Source organism: Muricomes intestini (genome assembly GCF_004346165.1).
Lineage (GTDB): Bacteria > Bacillota > Clostridia > Lachnospirales > Lachnospiraceae > Muricomes > Muricomes intestini.
Map to the genome: position 1 here is coordinate 35,104 of NZ_SLZZ01000006.1, position 14,778 is coordinate 49,881.

Sequence of the window (14,778 nt, forward strand, 5' to 3'; positions counted from 1 at the left end):
AAGGAGGAGAATTAAACAGATGAGCAATAAAATTAAAAGAACAGTTCTTATGCTTTGTCTTGTTTTGGCATTTGCCCTTGCAGGATGCGCCAAAGGAGATGACTCAGACCAGGCAGAGACAATAGTGCAGGAAATTGCAGCGGAAAGCAATCTGGTGATTCCTGTAAATGAACTGTCGGGGACGGTGAAGTTTTATCCCGTAACAGTGGACGGGATCGATATGGAAATACTTGCAGTAAAAGATGAGGAAGGAAACATTCGTACTGCTTTTAACACCTGCCAGGTCTGCTACAGTTCAGGGAGAGGCTACTATAAGCAGGTTGGGGATAAATTGGTTTGTCAGAACTGCGGAAATCAATTTACGGTGGAACAGGTAGAAGTCCTTTCCGGCGGCTGCAACCCGCTTCCCATTTTCTCAGAAGATAAAACCGAAACAGCGGACTCGGTTACAATCAACTATGATTTTCTAAAGGAAGCAACACAGACTTTTGAAAACTGGAAAGCAAGTTATTAGTAAATGCAAGTTGACAGTAATTTTTTAAAGTGTTAGGATGTTATAAATTAAAATGTTGGTAATTATTCAGAAGCAAGCTCGAAAACCTAGAGTTTCCCCGCTACTTGGTTCTGAACGGTTACAAATAAAATGAAGTAGTGCTTATATAGGTTCATAATCGGATGGACGTCTCTACCAACTACCGGAATAGTTGACTATAAGTATCTGCAAAGGGTAATTTCTTTGCAGTGCTTATATAACGCAAGGATGCGAGAGGGAGGTTATCTGATGTATGAATCTATTTCTATTTTAAAGGGAAATATTGTATATAGTAAAAGTTTGAATGAGCTGGAGATATGTGAACATGGGTATCTGGTCTGTGAAGCGGGAAAAGTGAAAGGAGTATACCGGACACTGCCTTTTGAATATGGGGGACTTCCTATTGAGGATTATGAGAACCGCCTTATTATCCCCGGACTTGTGGATTTGCATGTACACGCGCCTCAGTATTCCTACCGGGGACTTGGAATGGATATGGAGCTTCTGGAATGGCTGGAGACAAACACATTTCCGGAGGAGGCCAAATTTAAGGATCTGGAATATGCCAAGCGCGCCCATGAGATTTTCGTGGAGAATCTGCGAAAGGGTGCCACAACGAGGGCCTGCATTTTTGCTACAGTGCACAGAAAGTCAACCCTTCTGCTGATGGATATGTTGGAGAAAGCCGGCCTTGAGACAATGGTGGGGAAGGTCAATATGGACAGAAACTGCCCGGATTATATAAGGGAGGCTTCGGCAGAAGAATCAGCGTCAGAAACGATTGAATGGGTTAAAGATGTGCTGTATAAGAAGTATAGGCACACACGGCCGATTCTGACGCCTCGTTTTATTCCCAGTTGTACAGATGAGCTGATGGAAAAGCTGAAGATGATTCAGATGCGCTACGAACTGCCGCTGCAGTCTCATTTATCAGAAAACCCCGGCGAGATTGCATGGGTAAAAGACCTGTGCCCCTGGTCTGAATTTTATGGGGACGCCTATGATAAGTTTGGCTTGTTTGGAGTGGATACATCTTCGATTATGGCACACTGCGTCTATTCCGGTGAAGAAGAAATTGCCAGAATGAAAGAAAATGGTGTATTTATCGCTCATTGCCCTGAATCAAACATGAATATCTCCTCCGGTGTGGCTCCGGTCAGAACATTTCTTGATGAAGGACTCCATGTTGGCATAGGAAGTGATGTGGCGGGGGGCTCCACGGAGAATATTTTTACAGCTATGGCTCACGCCATCCAGGCATCAAAGCTTAGGTGGCGGCTTCAGGACAATTCTCTTAAACCCTTGACGGTGGAAGAAGTATTTTATATGGCCACAAAAGGCGGCGGTGCATTTTTCGGAAAGGCAGGGAGTTTTCAGCCGGGCTATGAGGTGGATGCGGTGATTCTGGATGACAGCAGATTGAGGCATCCACAGTCTCTGGGGGTGAAAGAACGTCTTGAACGGATGATTTATTTGTCAGATGACAGAGAGATTTTTGCAAAATATGTAAGTGGGAACAGATTGTTTTAAAATAGGATATGGAGGCGGAGACATGAATGGAAAAGAGCATGTAGTAGGCAAAAGTGTAAAGCGTGTGGATGCTTTTGAAAAGGTAACAGGACGTGCAAAATATACAGACGATTTATGCGACAAGAGTGCTTATGTGGCAAAGATTTTGCATTCTACGATTGCCCACGGGACTGTAAAGTCCGTTGATACAAAAGAGGCGGAGAGTATTCCGGGGGTGGTAAAAGTAGTGACATGCTTTGATGTCCCCAAATATTATTTTCCTACGGCAGGGCATCCCTGGTCCACAGAACCGGCTCATCAGGATGTGGCAGACCGGCTGCTTTTGACAGACAAGGTAAGATTCTATGGTGATGATGTGGCAGCAGTAGTTGCCGAGAACGATGTTGCGGCGGCTCAGGCGCTGCGGGCAATAAATGTAGAGTATGAGGAGCTTCCCTTTGTGCTGGATGTCCAGGAGGCTATGAAAGAGGACGCTCCGCTGATTCATGAGAACTATCCCGGAAATATATTGAATCATACCACCATACGAAACGGAAACTATGAAGAGGCAAAGAAGGAACCGGGACTGATCAAGGTTGAGGGCTGGTATGACACACCCACGGTTCAGCACTGCCACATTGAAAACTTTATCTGTTATGCTTACATGGAGCAGGGAAGGATTGTGGTTGTTTCGTCCACTCAGATTCCCCATATCTGCCGGAGGATTGTGGGGCAGGCACTTGGAATCCCCTGGGGTGATGTGAGAGTGATAAAGCCTTACATAGGAGGCGGATTTGGAAACAAACAGGATATTCTCTATGAACCTCTTTGCGCGTATTTAAGTACAGTAGTGGGGGGAAGGCTGGTGAAACTGGATAATTCCCGGGAGGAGACTTTTGCGAGCACAAGAGTGCGCCATGCGATACGGACCCACATTATATCTTATGTCCGTCCGGACGGAAGCTTTGCAGCTCGGAAAATCGAATGTTTCTCCGACCAGGGGGCATATGCTTCCCACGGACATGGTATCGCAGCAAAGGGAATGGGAGCCTTTCCTCAATTGTACCCATGTTCAAATGTAGAGGGAGATGCCTATACAGTATTTACAAATAAGAGCGTGGCAGGGGCCATGCGGGGATACGGCATTCCTCAGGCTATGTTTGCAGGGGAGTCCCATATAGATGATGTGGCAAAAGCATTGGGAATCTCACCTTACGAATTCCGGTGGAAATATTTGATGCCAAAGGGCTATGCAGATGGATTCTCAAAGAATGTAAACTATTTTGATACATTTCACCAGTGTATGGAGAAGGGGAAGGCCCATATTGATTATGACCGAAAGGTAAAGGAATATGCAAATCAGACAGGGGATGTGAGAAAAGGTATCGGAGTTGCCGCATTCTGGTATAATACTGGTGTATGGCCTATTTCTCTGGAGACTTCGTCCTGCCGGATGGTGCTGAATCAGGATGGCTCTATTCAGGTACAGGTGGCGGAAACGGAAATCGGCCAGGGAGCCGACACAGTGTTTGCACAGATGGCTGCAGAGACCCTGGGCATTGCATTTGAAAAGGTGCACGTAATGACGGTACAGGATACAGATATTACACCATTTGGTACAGGCGCTTATGCCTCACGCCAGACCTACATGGCGGGATTTTCTATAAAGCAGACGGCATCCCTTTTAAAGAGTCATATATTGGATACAGCTCAGGATTTGACAAGGCATACGAAAGAAAGTTTGGACATCATTGACGGAAAAATCATACGAGAGGGAGACAAAGAAATTCTGATGAGCCTGGCAGATCTGGCCGAGGAAAAGCTCTACAGCCTGACAAACAATGGACATCTCACTGCAGAGAGTACATATCAGGCAAAGACAAATGCATATTCTTTCGGGTGTACCTTTGCCGAGGTGGAAGTGGATATTTTGGCGTGCCGGGCCGTACTGAAGAAAATTGTGAATGTACATGACTGCGGCAAGCTAATTAATCCCCAGCTGGCGGAGGCGCAGGTACACGGAGGCATGAGTATGGGCATCGGATATGGAATGTCAGAAAAGCTGCTCTTTGATGAGAAAACCGGGAAGCCTTTGAATGATAATCTTCTGGATTATAAGTTGTCTACTTTTATGGATCACCCGGAATTGGAGGGAGATTTTGTGGAAAATTATGAGCCCACCAGTGCATATGGAACGAAATCATTAGGGGAGCCGCCGGTATGCTCGGTAGCTCCGGCTATCCGCAACGCGGTGCTGCAGGCGACAGGAGTGGCAATAGATGAAATTCCGCTGACACCACACGTATTATTCTGCCGGTTCAAAGAAGAAGGACTGATATAATCAAGGGTTTTATGAAAGGGAGGATTTAAGACATGTATGACATGAAAGCATTATATGAAGCTACGAGCGTGCCACATGCGGTACAGTTACTGCAGGAACATCCCCAGGCCCAGATTATTGCCGGCGGAAGTGACGTTCTGATTCAGATGCGTGAAGGAAAACGTGCAGGGGTTGAACTGGTGAGCATTTATGGGCTGGAGGAACTGCGCGGGGTGACAATGGAGGAGGACGGGACTATACGGATTGGTTCTCTGACCAGCTTTTCACATATTACAAAAGACCCAGTTATTCAGAAATATATCAATGTACTGGGCGAAGCAGTGGATATGGTAGGAGGCCCCCAGATACGAAATATCGGCACAATAGGCGGGAACACCTGTAACGGTGTGACCTCCGCAGATTCAGCTTCCACATTATTTGCATGGGATGCTGTGATTGAGATTACAGGACCTGAAGGAATTCGTAGAATTCCGATTCAGGAGTTCTATATTAAGGCTGGAAAAGTAGATTTAAAGCCTGCTGAGATGCAGACGGGTATTTTGCTTCCCAAGAAATCTTATGAGGGATATTTCGGACATTATATCAAGTATGCCATGCGGGAGGCGATGGATATTGCAACCCTTGGATGTTCTGTAAATGTAAAGCTTTCTAAAGATAAGCGGCATCTTGAGGATGTTAGAATTGCATATGGGGTAGCGGGACCGATTCCCCTGCGCGCAGAACATGCGGAAGCAGAGGGAAGAGGGCTGGAAATAAGTGAGGCTGTCCTCGAAAGAGTGGGAAATAAGGTCTTGGAGGACATCACCCCCCGTGACAGCTGGAGAGCAAGCAAGGCTTTCAGGGAACATATTGCAAAGGTGCTGTGCAGACGGGCATTGAAAGAAGCTATTTTACTGGCAGGAGGTGTGATCCATGAGTGAAAAGCAGTATAAGCTGGTAAGGTGTGTCATTAACGGTGAGAAGAGAGAAGCCATGGTGGATGTCCGTGCATCACTGACAGATATGCTGAGAAATGACTATCGGCTGACCAGCGTGAAAAAGGGCTGTGAGGTGGGAGAGTGCGGCGCCTGTAATGTGATTATTGACGGAGAATGTTATAATTCCTGTATTTACCTAGCTGTGTGGGCAGACGGAAAGGAAATACACACCCTTGAGGGGCTGCTGGGACCGGACGGAGAGCTGTCGGATATTCAACAGGCATTTATCGATGAGGCGGCGGTACAGTGCGGTTTTTGTACGCCGGGTGTAATCATGAGCGCAGTGGAGATATTGGAATCCGGTAAGGAGTATACCAGAGAAGAGCTGAGAAAGCTCCTGGCAGGTCATCTGTGCAGGTGTACCGGATACCAGAATATATTAAATGCTGTGGAAAAGACAATGTATCGGCGACTGGGAAAGGAATTATAGGAGCGGTAAACGAGACGAAACATACTTTGTGAGTTTCGCTCGTTACCCGCACAAATAAAAAGGATGAATCCTGGCTTATAGATTCATCCTTTTTGTTGTATGATACTTATGCTTGTTCATCAGATGCAGTTTCCGGCACCGTTTCTTTATCCTTCGGAAGGATAATATTCAACAATATAGCAACCAATGTAGCAACTACAACAGGTGATTTCCCGAATATTGTGGTAAACCAATCCGGGAAAGATGCAAGGGAACCGCTTGCCTGTGTAATACCCATTCCTAATGCAACGCCGAGTCCTACGACAGAAGTGTTTCTATAAGACATCTTTTCGGTGTTAATCAGCTTCATTCCTGTCATGGCAATAGATGCAAAGACAGATACAGTTGCTCCGCCGAGGACACAGTATGGAATTGTGGTCAGCAGCGATGAAAACTTTGGAATCAGTCCGGCAACCAGCAGAATAACAGCTGCCAGGCCAAGTACACAGCGGTTTACAACCTTTGTTGTGGCAACAATACCTACGTTCTGGCTGTAAGTTGCTGTGGGAAGTCCCCCCATGAGAGCTCCCAGAATATTGCTAATTCCGTATCCAATGATACCTCCCTGCAGTTCATTGTCTGTAGGCATACGGTCAAGACCACCGCTTGTTGTAGCAGAGAAGTCTCCGATAGCCTGTACAGAGTTCACGACAAACAGCAGACCGATTGCGATACTGGAAGAAATCTCAAATTTTACCCCAAAATGTAAGGGTGCAGTAATCTGGAAAACTGATGCCTGGGCAACGGGGCTGAAGTCCACCATGCCGAAGAATAACGCAACAACATATCCACCGATAATACCAATCAGGATGGATGCCAGTTTCCAGAGCCCTTTTCCAAAATGATTAAGTGCTGTCACGATGACAAGTGTGATAATTGCAACCAGCCAGTTTTTCCATGAACCATAGTCCGGCCGCCCTGCGCCTCCTGCCATATAATTAATAGCAGTCGGATATAGAGAAAGGCCGATGGTGAACACTACAGTTCCCGCAATCAGCGGAGGGAAAAACTTACGAATTTTTTTAATAAACAAACCAACAATGATTGCCATGCAGCCGCCTACGATCTGGGCTCCCAATATAGTGGGAATGTCGAAACCTTCGGCAATGGCCTGCATACTTGGCAGGTAAGCAAAGCTGATACCCATGATAACCGGAAGACCGGCACCGATGCCAACTCCTTTAACTCTGATAAATGGAAAAAGCTGAAGCAGTGTAGAAAGCGCGGATACGACCAGTGCCGCCTGAATCAACTTGACACTGTCGGCCTCAGAAATTCCGGCAGTTGCTGCTACAATAATAGCAGGGGTTACAATACCAATAATCGCAGCAACAACGTGCTGGAAAGCAAGAGGAAGAGCTTCCCCCAAGGAAGGAACTCCGCTCATTTGAAATACACTAGCGTGTTTTACATCTTTTTTCATGTGTGCCTCCGTTTAAGTCTGACTAATTCTGGTGCCTGTTTTTCCCAGAATTCCGTCTTTTGCTTTTTCAAGTAAAGTAATCAGGGCTTGACGTTCCGGTGCAGATTCAGCAAATTCTACTGCAGCCTGTACTTTAGGCAGCATGGAGCCCGGAGCAAAATGCCCTTCGGACATATATTGCTTTGCCTCTTCTATAGTGATACTATCCAGCCATTTTTCATCCGGCTTTCCATAATTAATTGCAACTTTTTCAACTGCGGTCAGAATAATCAGGAAATCTGCATCCAACTCCTTTGCCAACAGGCTGCTTGCGAAATCTTTGTCGATAACGGCACTGGCACCTCTTAAGTGATTTCCCTGACGAACAACCGGAATTCCTCCGCCGCCGCAGGCGATTACCAGATCACCGGAGTCTACCATAGTGCGGATAGTACCGATTTCTACGATTTCCTGTGGTTTTGGAGAAGATACTACACGGCGGTAACCGCGTCCCGCATCTTCTTTCATGATATAGTTATATTTCGCAGCCATCTCATCAGCCTGTTCTTTTGTCAGAAACTTGCCGATGGGCTTGGTAGGAGTCTTAAAGGCAGGGTCATTTTCATCCACACGCACCTGTGTAATCATAGTAGCTACAGGAATGTCTGTAATGTTTCTGTTCAGAAGCTCTTCGCGCAGGGCGTTCTGCAGGTCATAGCCAATATACGCCTGGCTCATCGCGACACAGACAGAAAGTGGTGTATTTGGCTGCTCCGGTTCTTCGTGAGTCAGCGCGATCATTGCATTATTTACCATTCCGACCTGGGGACCGTTTCCGTGAGCAACTACAACTTCACAGCCTTCTTCAATCAGATCCACGATAGCGCGGGCCGTAATTTTTACTGCAGCCATCTGCTCTGGAAGCGTATTGCCCAGGGCGTTTCCGCCCAGAGCAATGACGATTCTTTTTTTCTTTGTCATTTTATTTTCCTCCGACATAGGCAATAGCTTCTACTTCGCAGAGAACTCCCTTTGGCAGTCCTTTTACAGCAACGCAGGAACGTCCCGGCTTTCCGACAAAATATTTTGCGTAGACATCATTAAATGCAGCGAAATCTTCCATATCTGCAAGGAAGCAGGTTGTCTTTACAACATCTTTGAAATCAGCTCCCTGGCTCTCCAAAAGAGCAGCAACATTTTTCATAATCTGTTCTGCCTGTTCCTCGATGGTTGTTCCGACAACCTCACCGGTTTCCGGTGAAAGCGGAATTTGACCAGAGAAGAAAGCAATATCATTTGCAATGATTCCCTGGGAATAAGGACCGATAGCAGCGGGTGCATTTTTAGTATCAACATATTTCAACATAGTATTTACCTCCTGATACCTATTGATTACTCGAAAACTCTTGGAGTTTTCTTTTCTTCCAGTTTTTTTAATACTTCAGCAGGATCTGCGAATTTTGCAAGGAAGATCATAGCTGCGATGATGTATGGTTTGAAGCTTGCTTCTTTGTACAGAGGATCCCTGTAGCGGTCAAATACGCTTGCATCAACTTCACCTGTCTCACAGCTTACGCCTGTGATGTCGGCAGGCAGGCAGTGCAGGTAGAGAGCTTTTCCCTCCTTTGTTGTGGACATAAGTTCTTCTGTACAAGCCCAATCTTTATGCTCTGCGTTCTGAGCAAGCAGTTCCTTTTCCAGGGCATTGATTCCTTCAGTGTCACCATTTCCGTAAAGCTCTGTACGTTTTTCCATAGCAGCAAAGGGAGCCCAGCTCTTTGGATATACAATATCAGCATCTTTGAAGGCTTCTGCCATGTCGTTTGTCTTTGTAAATGAGCCGCCTGATTTCTTGGCATTTTCAGCAGCAACTTTTTCTACATCCTCAAATACTTCGTATCCTTCAGGATGAGCCAGCACAACATCCATTCCGAAACGGGTCATCAGACCGATAACACCCTGTGGAACTGACAGTGGTTTTCCATAAGAAGGAGAGTAAGCCCATGTCATAGCCAGCTTCTTTCCTTTTAGATTATCAACACCGCCGAACTCATGGATAATGTGAAGCATATCAGCCATAGCCTGGGTCGGGTGGTCAATATCGCACTGCAGGTTTACAAGAGTTGGCTTCTGCTCCAAAATACCGTCTTTGTTTCCCTGTGTTACAGAGTCAACAACTTCATGCATGTAAGCATTCCCTTTTCCAATGTACATATCATCACGGATACCAATAACATCGGCCATGAAAGAAATCATGTTAGCAGTCTCACGGACAGTCTCGCCGTGAGCTACCTGAGATTTTCCCTCATCCAGATCCTGTACCTCAAGTCCTAACAGGTTACATGCGGAAGCGAAAGAGAAACGTGTACGTGTGGAATTGTCACGGAACAGAGAAATTCCAAGGCCGCTCTCAAATACTTTTGTGGAAATGTTATTTTCTCTCATGAAGCGGAGTGCATCGGCAACTGTGAAGACAGCTTCCAATTCGTCATCTGTCTTTTCCCATGTCAGGAAAAAATCTCCGTTGTACATTTCTTTGAAGTTCAGGGCATTCAGTTTGTCGATATAGTCCTGTAATGTTTTCATACTAAAAATCCTCCTAATTGTGTTGTTTGAATATTCTGAAAATGGGCCGCAAAAGGGTCAGTCCCCTTTTATGTCCCCTTTTATTTACAATACATTGTGGGCAGTGCGGCATATACAGCAGCACATACTACAAGGTCAGCCTTCCATGTCTTTTCATTTGGTGCATGTGCCTGAGCTTCTGCTCCGGGTCCGAATCCGATACATGGAATTCCATTTCTTCCCATGATGGACACACCGTTTGTGGAGAATGTCCATTTGTCTGTCAGAGGACGTGCTTTTCTCATGCTTTCAGTCTCTGTGTTTCCGATTCTTGTTTCACCGTAAAGGTTCTTATAAGCTTCTTCCAGTGCTTTTGTTACTTTGTGATCCTCCGGAATTACCCATGTGGGGAAGTAACATTCAATCGGATAGGAGAGCCCTGTGTAAGAAGGACGGTCATAGTTGTACATGGAAACTTTTACGTCATCTCCATATTTCTTTACACTTGGAAGTGCACGGATTTCATCCAGGCAGCTTTCCCATGTTTCACCTGCTGTCATACGGCGGTCAAGTGATACTGAGCATGAATCGGCAACTGCACAGCGGCTTGGTGATGTAAAGAAGATTTCGGAAGTAGTAACAGTTCCTCTTCCAAGGAAGTTTGCCTCTTTGTATTCAGAATTATATTTCTCATCCAGCATTTTTACAAGACCTTTTACTTCTTTGTCGTCTGCCGCATCATTTTCATTTAACGCACGGACATCCTGGAGAATATCGGCCATCTTGTAAATTGCATTGTCACCGCGTTCTGGTGCAGATCCGTGACAGGAAACACCCTTCACATCGATGCGGATTTCCATACGTCCGCGCTGTCCGCGGTAGATTCCGCCGTCTGTAGGCTCTGTAGATACTACAAACTCAGGACGAACCTTATCCTCATTGATGATGTACTGCCAGCAGAGGCCATCACAGTCTTCTTCCTGAACAGTTCCTGTTACGAGAACTGTGTACTTGTCACCTAACAATCCCAGGTCCTTCATGATCTTTGCCCCGTATACTGCGGAAACAATACCGCCGCACTGGTCAGAAACCCCACGTCCGCCTATTTCTTCCTCATTTTCATAGCCTTCATATGGATCAAAGGACCAGTTCTCGATATTGCCGATACCTACAGTGTCGATATGAGCGTCAAATCCGATAAGCTTTTCGCCTGTTCCCATGTATCCGAGAACATTTCCCTGAGGATCAATTTCTACTTTATCAAATCCGACTTTTCTCATCTCTTCTGCAATGCGGTCGATGTGAGACTTTTCATCACAGCTCTCGCCTGGGTTTTTAACAATATCCCTGAGGAATTTTGTCATGTCTGCCTGATAACCCTGAGCAGCTTCTTTGATTTTGTTAAAATCCATAATAATCTCTCCTTTTAAAAAATTAGGTTTACAAGTTTCTTCTAACTTATACATAAATATAGGTAAAAATTGTCTTTACATGGATTGGTTAACGGCTGTTTCCACCCCAGACAATAGATTCATATCTCTCTGGGTCTGTATCTCCCTCAGTAGAGAAGAGCAGTACTTTGGAACTTTCGTCCAGTCCAAGATGCTCTCTTAACTCTTTGTACTCATCCATGCACATAATACATGAGAGCGCACCGAATGGCGCTGCACCTGATTCTCCCGATGTAACAGGTGAATCACCCTTTACCGGAGCCGCCAGCATACGCATTCCTCTTGCAGCCACCCAATCCGGTGCAGCCACGAATGAATCTACATGGTTCTTTAAAATATCCCATGAAATAGTATTAGGTTCGCCGCATGCAAGACCTGCCATGATAGTAACCATGTCTCCGTCTACAATCTGAAGTTCTCCGGTGCCTAAAGCAGCGCCTTTGTAGAGACATGCGGCAGCCTCTGCTTCGACAACAATCACTTTCGGCGGATTCTCAGGATAGCGGTTCGCAAAGTAACCTTGCACTGCTCCGGCAAGAGAGCCTACACCTGCCTGGATAAATACGTGAGTGGGCCTCTCGCAGCCAAAGTCATCCAATTGTTCGTTAGCTTCGCTGGCCATTGTTCCATATCCCTGCATAATCCATGCCGGGATTTCTTCGTATCCGTCCCATGCAGTATCCTGTACCATAATTCCATGCTCTGTTTTATTAGCCAGATCGTTGGCCATACGTACACATTCGTCGTAATTATATTCTTCGATGGTTGCCTGGGCACCTTCTGCAAGAATGTTGTTCAGACGGGTCTGTGTTGTTCCCTTTGGCATCAGAACTACACATTTCTGTCCCAATTTGTTGGCAGCCCATGCAACACCGCGTCCGTGATTTCCATCTGTAGCTGTGAAGAAGGTTGCCTGTCCAAAAGTCTTTCTCAGTTCATCAGAAGTCAGTACGTTGTAAGGAAGCTCAGAAACGTCCTTGCCTACCTGCTGTGCAATGTAGCGGGCCATTGCAAAAGAACCTCCCAGTACCTTGAAAGCGTTTAGACCGAATCTGTAAGACTCATCTTTTACATATACTTCCTTTAGTCCGAGTCTCCCGGCCATCTTGTCAAGCTTAACAAGGGGAGTAATGCTGTACTGAGGAAAACTCTCGTGGAAAGCTCTTGCTTTTTCCACCTCATCAAGTGCCATAACCTTAAGCTGTGAATCCTCTGTTTTGGGCATATGGTTTACTGCCCATTTGATTGTTTCCATGTGTTAAAAACCTCCTTTTTGTACTACTTGCCTGCGTCCATGTAACTGTAAAGTGTAAATTTTGAAATACCTAAAAGTGAAGCAATCTTGTCCCCGGACTTGGTAATCAAGAAAGCACCTGCGTCATTTAAATAATGTACGACTGCCACCTTGTCATCCTTATTCATCAGGGCAACGGGTTTGCCGACCAGAGCCAGAGCCTGTTCAATCAACATGTCTAATAACTCATTTACATTGTGGGTGATTTTTTGTGGCTGACGGGTTCCGGATTCGGATTCCTTTTCCGGTTCTGTGTCGGTTAATGACCCAATAGCAGTCTGGGCAGTGAGCAGTGCTGTGATATCGTAGTTCAGAGAAAAAATGTAGGCGATACGATTGTCATCCCCCCGGATGTACATTGTACTGGACTTTAAAATCCGTCCGTCCTCTGTCTTAGTGAGATAGGAAAGACGGTCCTGAATCTTTGAGGGCTCCCGGCTTAATGTCTCCAGAACAACACTGGAAGGCCCGTCACCCGGCTTTCTGTTGGAAATGTATCCGTTTTCAATGTAAACAACAGAATGTTCCAACTCTTTTCTTGTTAAATCATGAATGACAATCTCACATGAGCTCCCGAATTGCACGGCAAGTCCGTGGGCAAGCTGTTTTAATAAATCTAGTCTGCGGCCCAAAATGTTCGCCTCCTTCGTATGTGGACTCCAGGATATTTCCTGAAAACTTTTTGCTTCTAAAAGCATGATATCATTAAAAAAAAATTAAATCAATACTTTTTCTAAAAAATTTTTAGGCAACCTAATTTTTTTTTAGAATAAATATTGCAATCCAGTTATATTAATGTTATTGTATATTTATAAATATAAAAGAGTCGTTCAAAGAGTCTAAAAATGCGCAGCACATACGCGGGTATCTAGTTGGACAACCTAAAGAAAAGGAGGAAGAAATTATGCTGATTTTAGGGAATGGCAGGGTAATTACAAGAGATGTCAAAAATCCGTATCTGGAAAACGGCGCAGTAGCCATTGATGGGGCAACGATTAAGAAGGTGGGGAGCCTGGATGATGTCCGGGCAGCTTATCCCCGCGCAGAATTTATGGATGTGAAGGGAAAACTGATCATGCCTGCATTTATTAACACCCACGAGCATATTTACAGCGCTTTTGCAAGGGGACTTTCTATTAAAGGATACTCCCCGGATGGCTTTTTAGAAATCTTGGATGGGCAATGGTGGACAATTGACAGGAATCTTACATTGGAGGACACATACTTAAGTGCTATGGCAACGTATATCGACTGCATTAAGAACGGTGTGACAACAATTTTTGATCACCATGCAAGCTTTGGCGCCATCCGAGATTCTCTGTTCCACATTGAAAAGGCGGCAAAAGAGACAGGAGTGCGCTCCTGCCTGTGCTACGAGGTTTCTGACAGGGACGGCAAGGAAAAAGCAAAAGATTCTGTTATAGAGAACGCAGAATTCATTAAGCACGCATTAAAAGATAACACCGGAATGATTGCCGGCATGATGGGAATGCACGCCCAGTTTACAATTTCCGACGAGACAATGGAGCTGGCAGCTGCGAATAAACCGGATGGAGTTGGATACCATATTCATGTTGCCGAAGGAATTGAAGATTTACATCACTGCCTGAAGCATTACGGCAAAAGAATCGTGGACAGACTGTATGATTGGGACATATTGGGTGAGAAGACTCTGCTTGGACATTGTATTTATGTCAATAAGCATGAGATGGACCTGATAAAAGATACCAATACTATGGTAGTGCACAACCCGGAATCCAACATGGGCAATGCCTGCGGCTGCCCTCCGACTATGGAACTCGTACACAAGGGAATTTTGACAGGGCTCGGCACAGACGGGTATACCCACGATATGATAGAGTCCTGGAAGGTAGCTAATATTCTTCATAAACATCATTTATGCGATGCCGGGGCTGCATGGGCAGAGGTTCCCCAGATGCTTTTTGAAGGAAATCCACAGATTGCAAACCGCTATTTTGAGCAGAAGCTGGGAGTTCTGGAAGAAGGTGCAGCAGCCGATGTAATCGTGATGAATTACGACCCGCTGACACCCTTTGGAGCAGACAACTGCAACGGGCATATCCTGTTCGGTATGAATGGAAGAGACGTAGTAACTACAGTGGCCAATGGAAAAATCCTCATGAAAGACCGTGAATTGCAGCACATTGACGAAGCAAAAGTAATGGCAGACTGCAGACAGGCAGCCGGTGCCCTGGCAAAAAGGATAAATGGATAAAG

Annotated in this window: 13 protein-coding genes and 1 riboswitch; of the genes, 6 read left to right on the forward strand and 7 right to left on the reverse strand. The window is 45.5% G+C overall.

Going from position 1 to position 14,778, the window contains the following annotated elements:
• The first annotated feature begins 19 nt into the window (after positions 1 to 19).
• From EDD59_RS05710 to xdhC, 5 genes are all read left to right on the forward strand, one after another.
• Positions 20 to 514: a DUF2318 domain-containing protein gene (locus tag EDD59_RS05710; RefSeq protein ID WP_132379821.1), complete on the forward strand. Its 495-nt coding sequence runs from the start codon at positions 20 to 22 to the stop codon at positions 512 to 514.
• Between the two features lie 121 nt (positions 515 to 635).
• A riboswitch (purine riboswitch) is annotated at positions 636 to 731 on the forward strand.
• A gap of 50 nt (positions 732 to 781) precedes the next feature.
• Complete coding sequence (locus tag EDD59_RS05715) at positions 782 to 2,062, forward strand: amidohydrolase family protein (protein WP_132379823.1); 1,281 nt, start codon at positions 782 to 784, stop codon at positions 2,060 to 2,062.
• Positions 2,063 to 2,084: 22 nt separating this feature from the next.
• Positions 2,085 to 4,382, forward strand: a complete 2,298-nt coding sequence (xdhA, locus tag EDD59_RS05720; protein WP_132379825.1) for a xanthine dehydrogenase subunit XdhA — start codon at positions 2,085 to 2,087, stop codon at positions 4,380 to 4,382.
• A gap of 32 nt (positions 4,383 to 4,414) precedes the next feature.
• Positions 4,415 to 5,302: a xanthine dehydrogenase subunit XdhB gene (gene xdhB, locus EDD59_RS05725; protein WP_132379827.1), complete on the forward strand. Its 888-nt coding sequence runs from the start codon at positions 4,415 to 4,417 to the stop codon at positions 5,300 to 5,302.
• A complete protein-coding gene (xdhC, locus tag EDD59_RS05730; protein WP_132379829.1) occupies positions 5,295 to 5,789 on the forward strand; it encodes a xanthine dehydrogenase subunit XdhC in 495 nt (164 codons plus the stop codon). The genes xdhB and xdhC overlap by 8 nt, the downstream gene beginning before the upstream one ends.
• A 106-nt stretch (positions 5,790 to 5,895) precedes the next feature.
• On the opposite strand, the gene EDD59_RS05735 is transcribed toward xdhC, so the two are convergent.
• The 7 genes from EDD59_RS05735 to EDD59_RS05765 form a co-directional block, all read right to left on the reverse strand.
• On the reverse strand, positions 5,896 to 7,251 hold the full coding sequence (locus EDD59_RS05735) for a uracil-xanthine permease family protein (protein ID WP_132379831.1): 1,356 nt from the start codon (positions 7,249 to 7,251) through the stop codon (positions 5,896 to 5,898).
• 12 nt (positions 7,252 to 7,263) lie between these two features.
• Positions 7,264 to 8,211, reverse strand: a complete 948-nt coding sequence (gene arcC, locus EDD59_RS05740; RefSeq protein ID WP_132379833.1) for a carbamate kinase — start codon at positions 8,209 to 8,211, stop codon at positions 7,264 to 7,266.
• A gap of 1 nt (position 8,212) precedes the next feature.
• Positions 8,213 to 8,596 (reverse strand): RidA family protein, encoded by a 384-nt coding sequence (locus EDD59_RS05745; protein WP_132379835.1) that lies wholly within the window; start codon positions 8,594 to 8,596, stop codon positions 8,213 to 8,215.
• 26 nt (positions 8,597 to 8,622) lie between these two features.
• Positions 8,623 to 9,816, reverse strand: a complete 1,194-nt coding sequence (gene ygeW / locus EDD59_RS05750) for a knotted carbamoyltransferase YgeW (protein ID WP_132379837.1) — start codon at positions 9,814 to 9,816, stop codon at positions 8,623 to 8,625.
• Positions 9,817 to 9,896: 80 nt separating this feature from the next.
• Positions 9,897 to 11,207 (reverse strand): YgeY family selenium metabolism-linked hydrolase, encoded by a 1,311-nt coding sequence (locus EDD59_RS05755; protein WP_132379839.1) that lies wholly within the window; start codon positions 11,205 to 11,207, stop codon positions 9,897 to 9,899.
• Positions 11,208 to 11,295: 88 nt separating this feature from the next.
• Positions 11,296 to 12,501 carry a diaminopropionate ammonia-lyase gene (gene dpaL, locus EDD59_RS05760; RefSeq protein WP_132379841.1) on the reverse strand — a complete coding sequence of 402 codons (1,206 nt, stop codon included), beginning with the start codon at positions 12,499 to 12,501 and terminating at the stop codon, positions 11,296 to 11,298.
• A gap of 23 nt (positions 12,502 to 12,524) precedes the next feature.
• Positions 12,525 to 13,172 carry a helix-turn-helix transcriptional regulator gene (locus EDD59_RS05765; protein WP_132379843.1) on the reverse strand — a complete coding sequence of 216 codons (648 nt, stop codon included), beginning with the start codon at positions 13,170 to 13,172 and terminating at the stop codon, positions 12,525 to 12,527.
• Positions 13,173 to 13,444: 272 nt separating this feature from the next.
• Here EDD59_RS05765 and ssnA point away from each other — a divergent pair, with 272 nt between their 5' ends.
• Complete coding sequence (gene ssnA, locus EDD59_RS05770; RefSeq protein WP_132379845.1) at positions 13,445 to 14,776, forward strand: putative aminohydrolase SsnA; 1,332 nt, start codon at positions 13,445 to 13,447, stop codon at positions 14,774 to 14,776.
• The last annotated feature ends 2 nt before the right edge of the window (positions 14,777 to 14,778 follow it).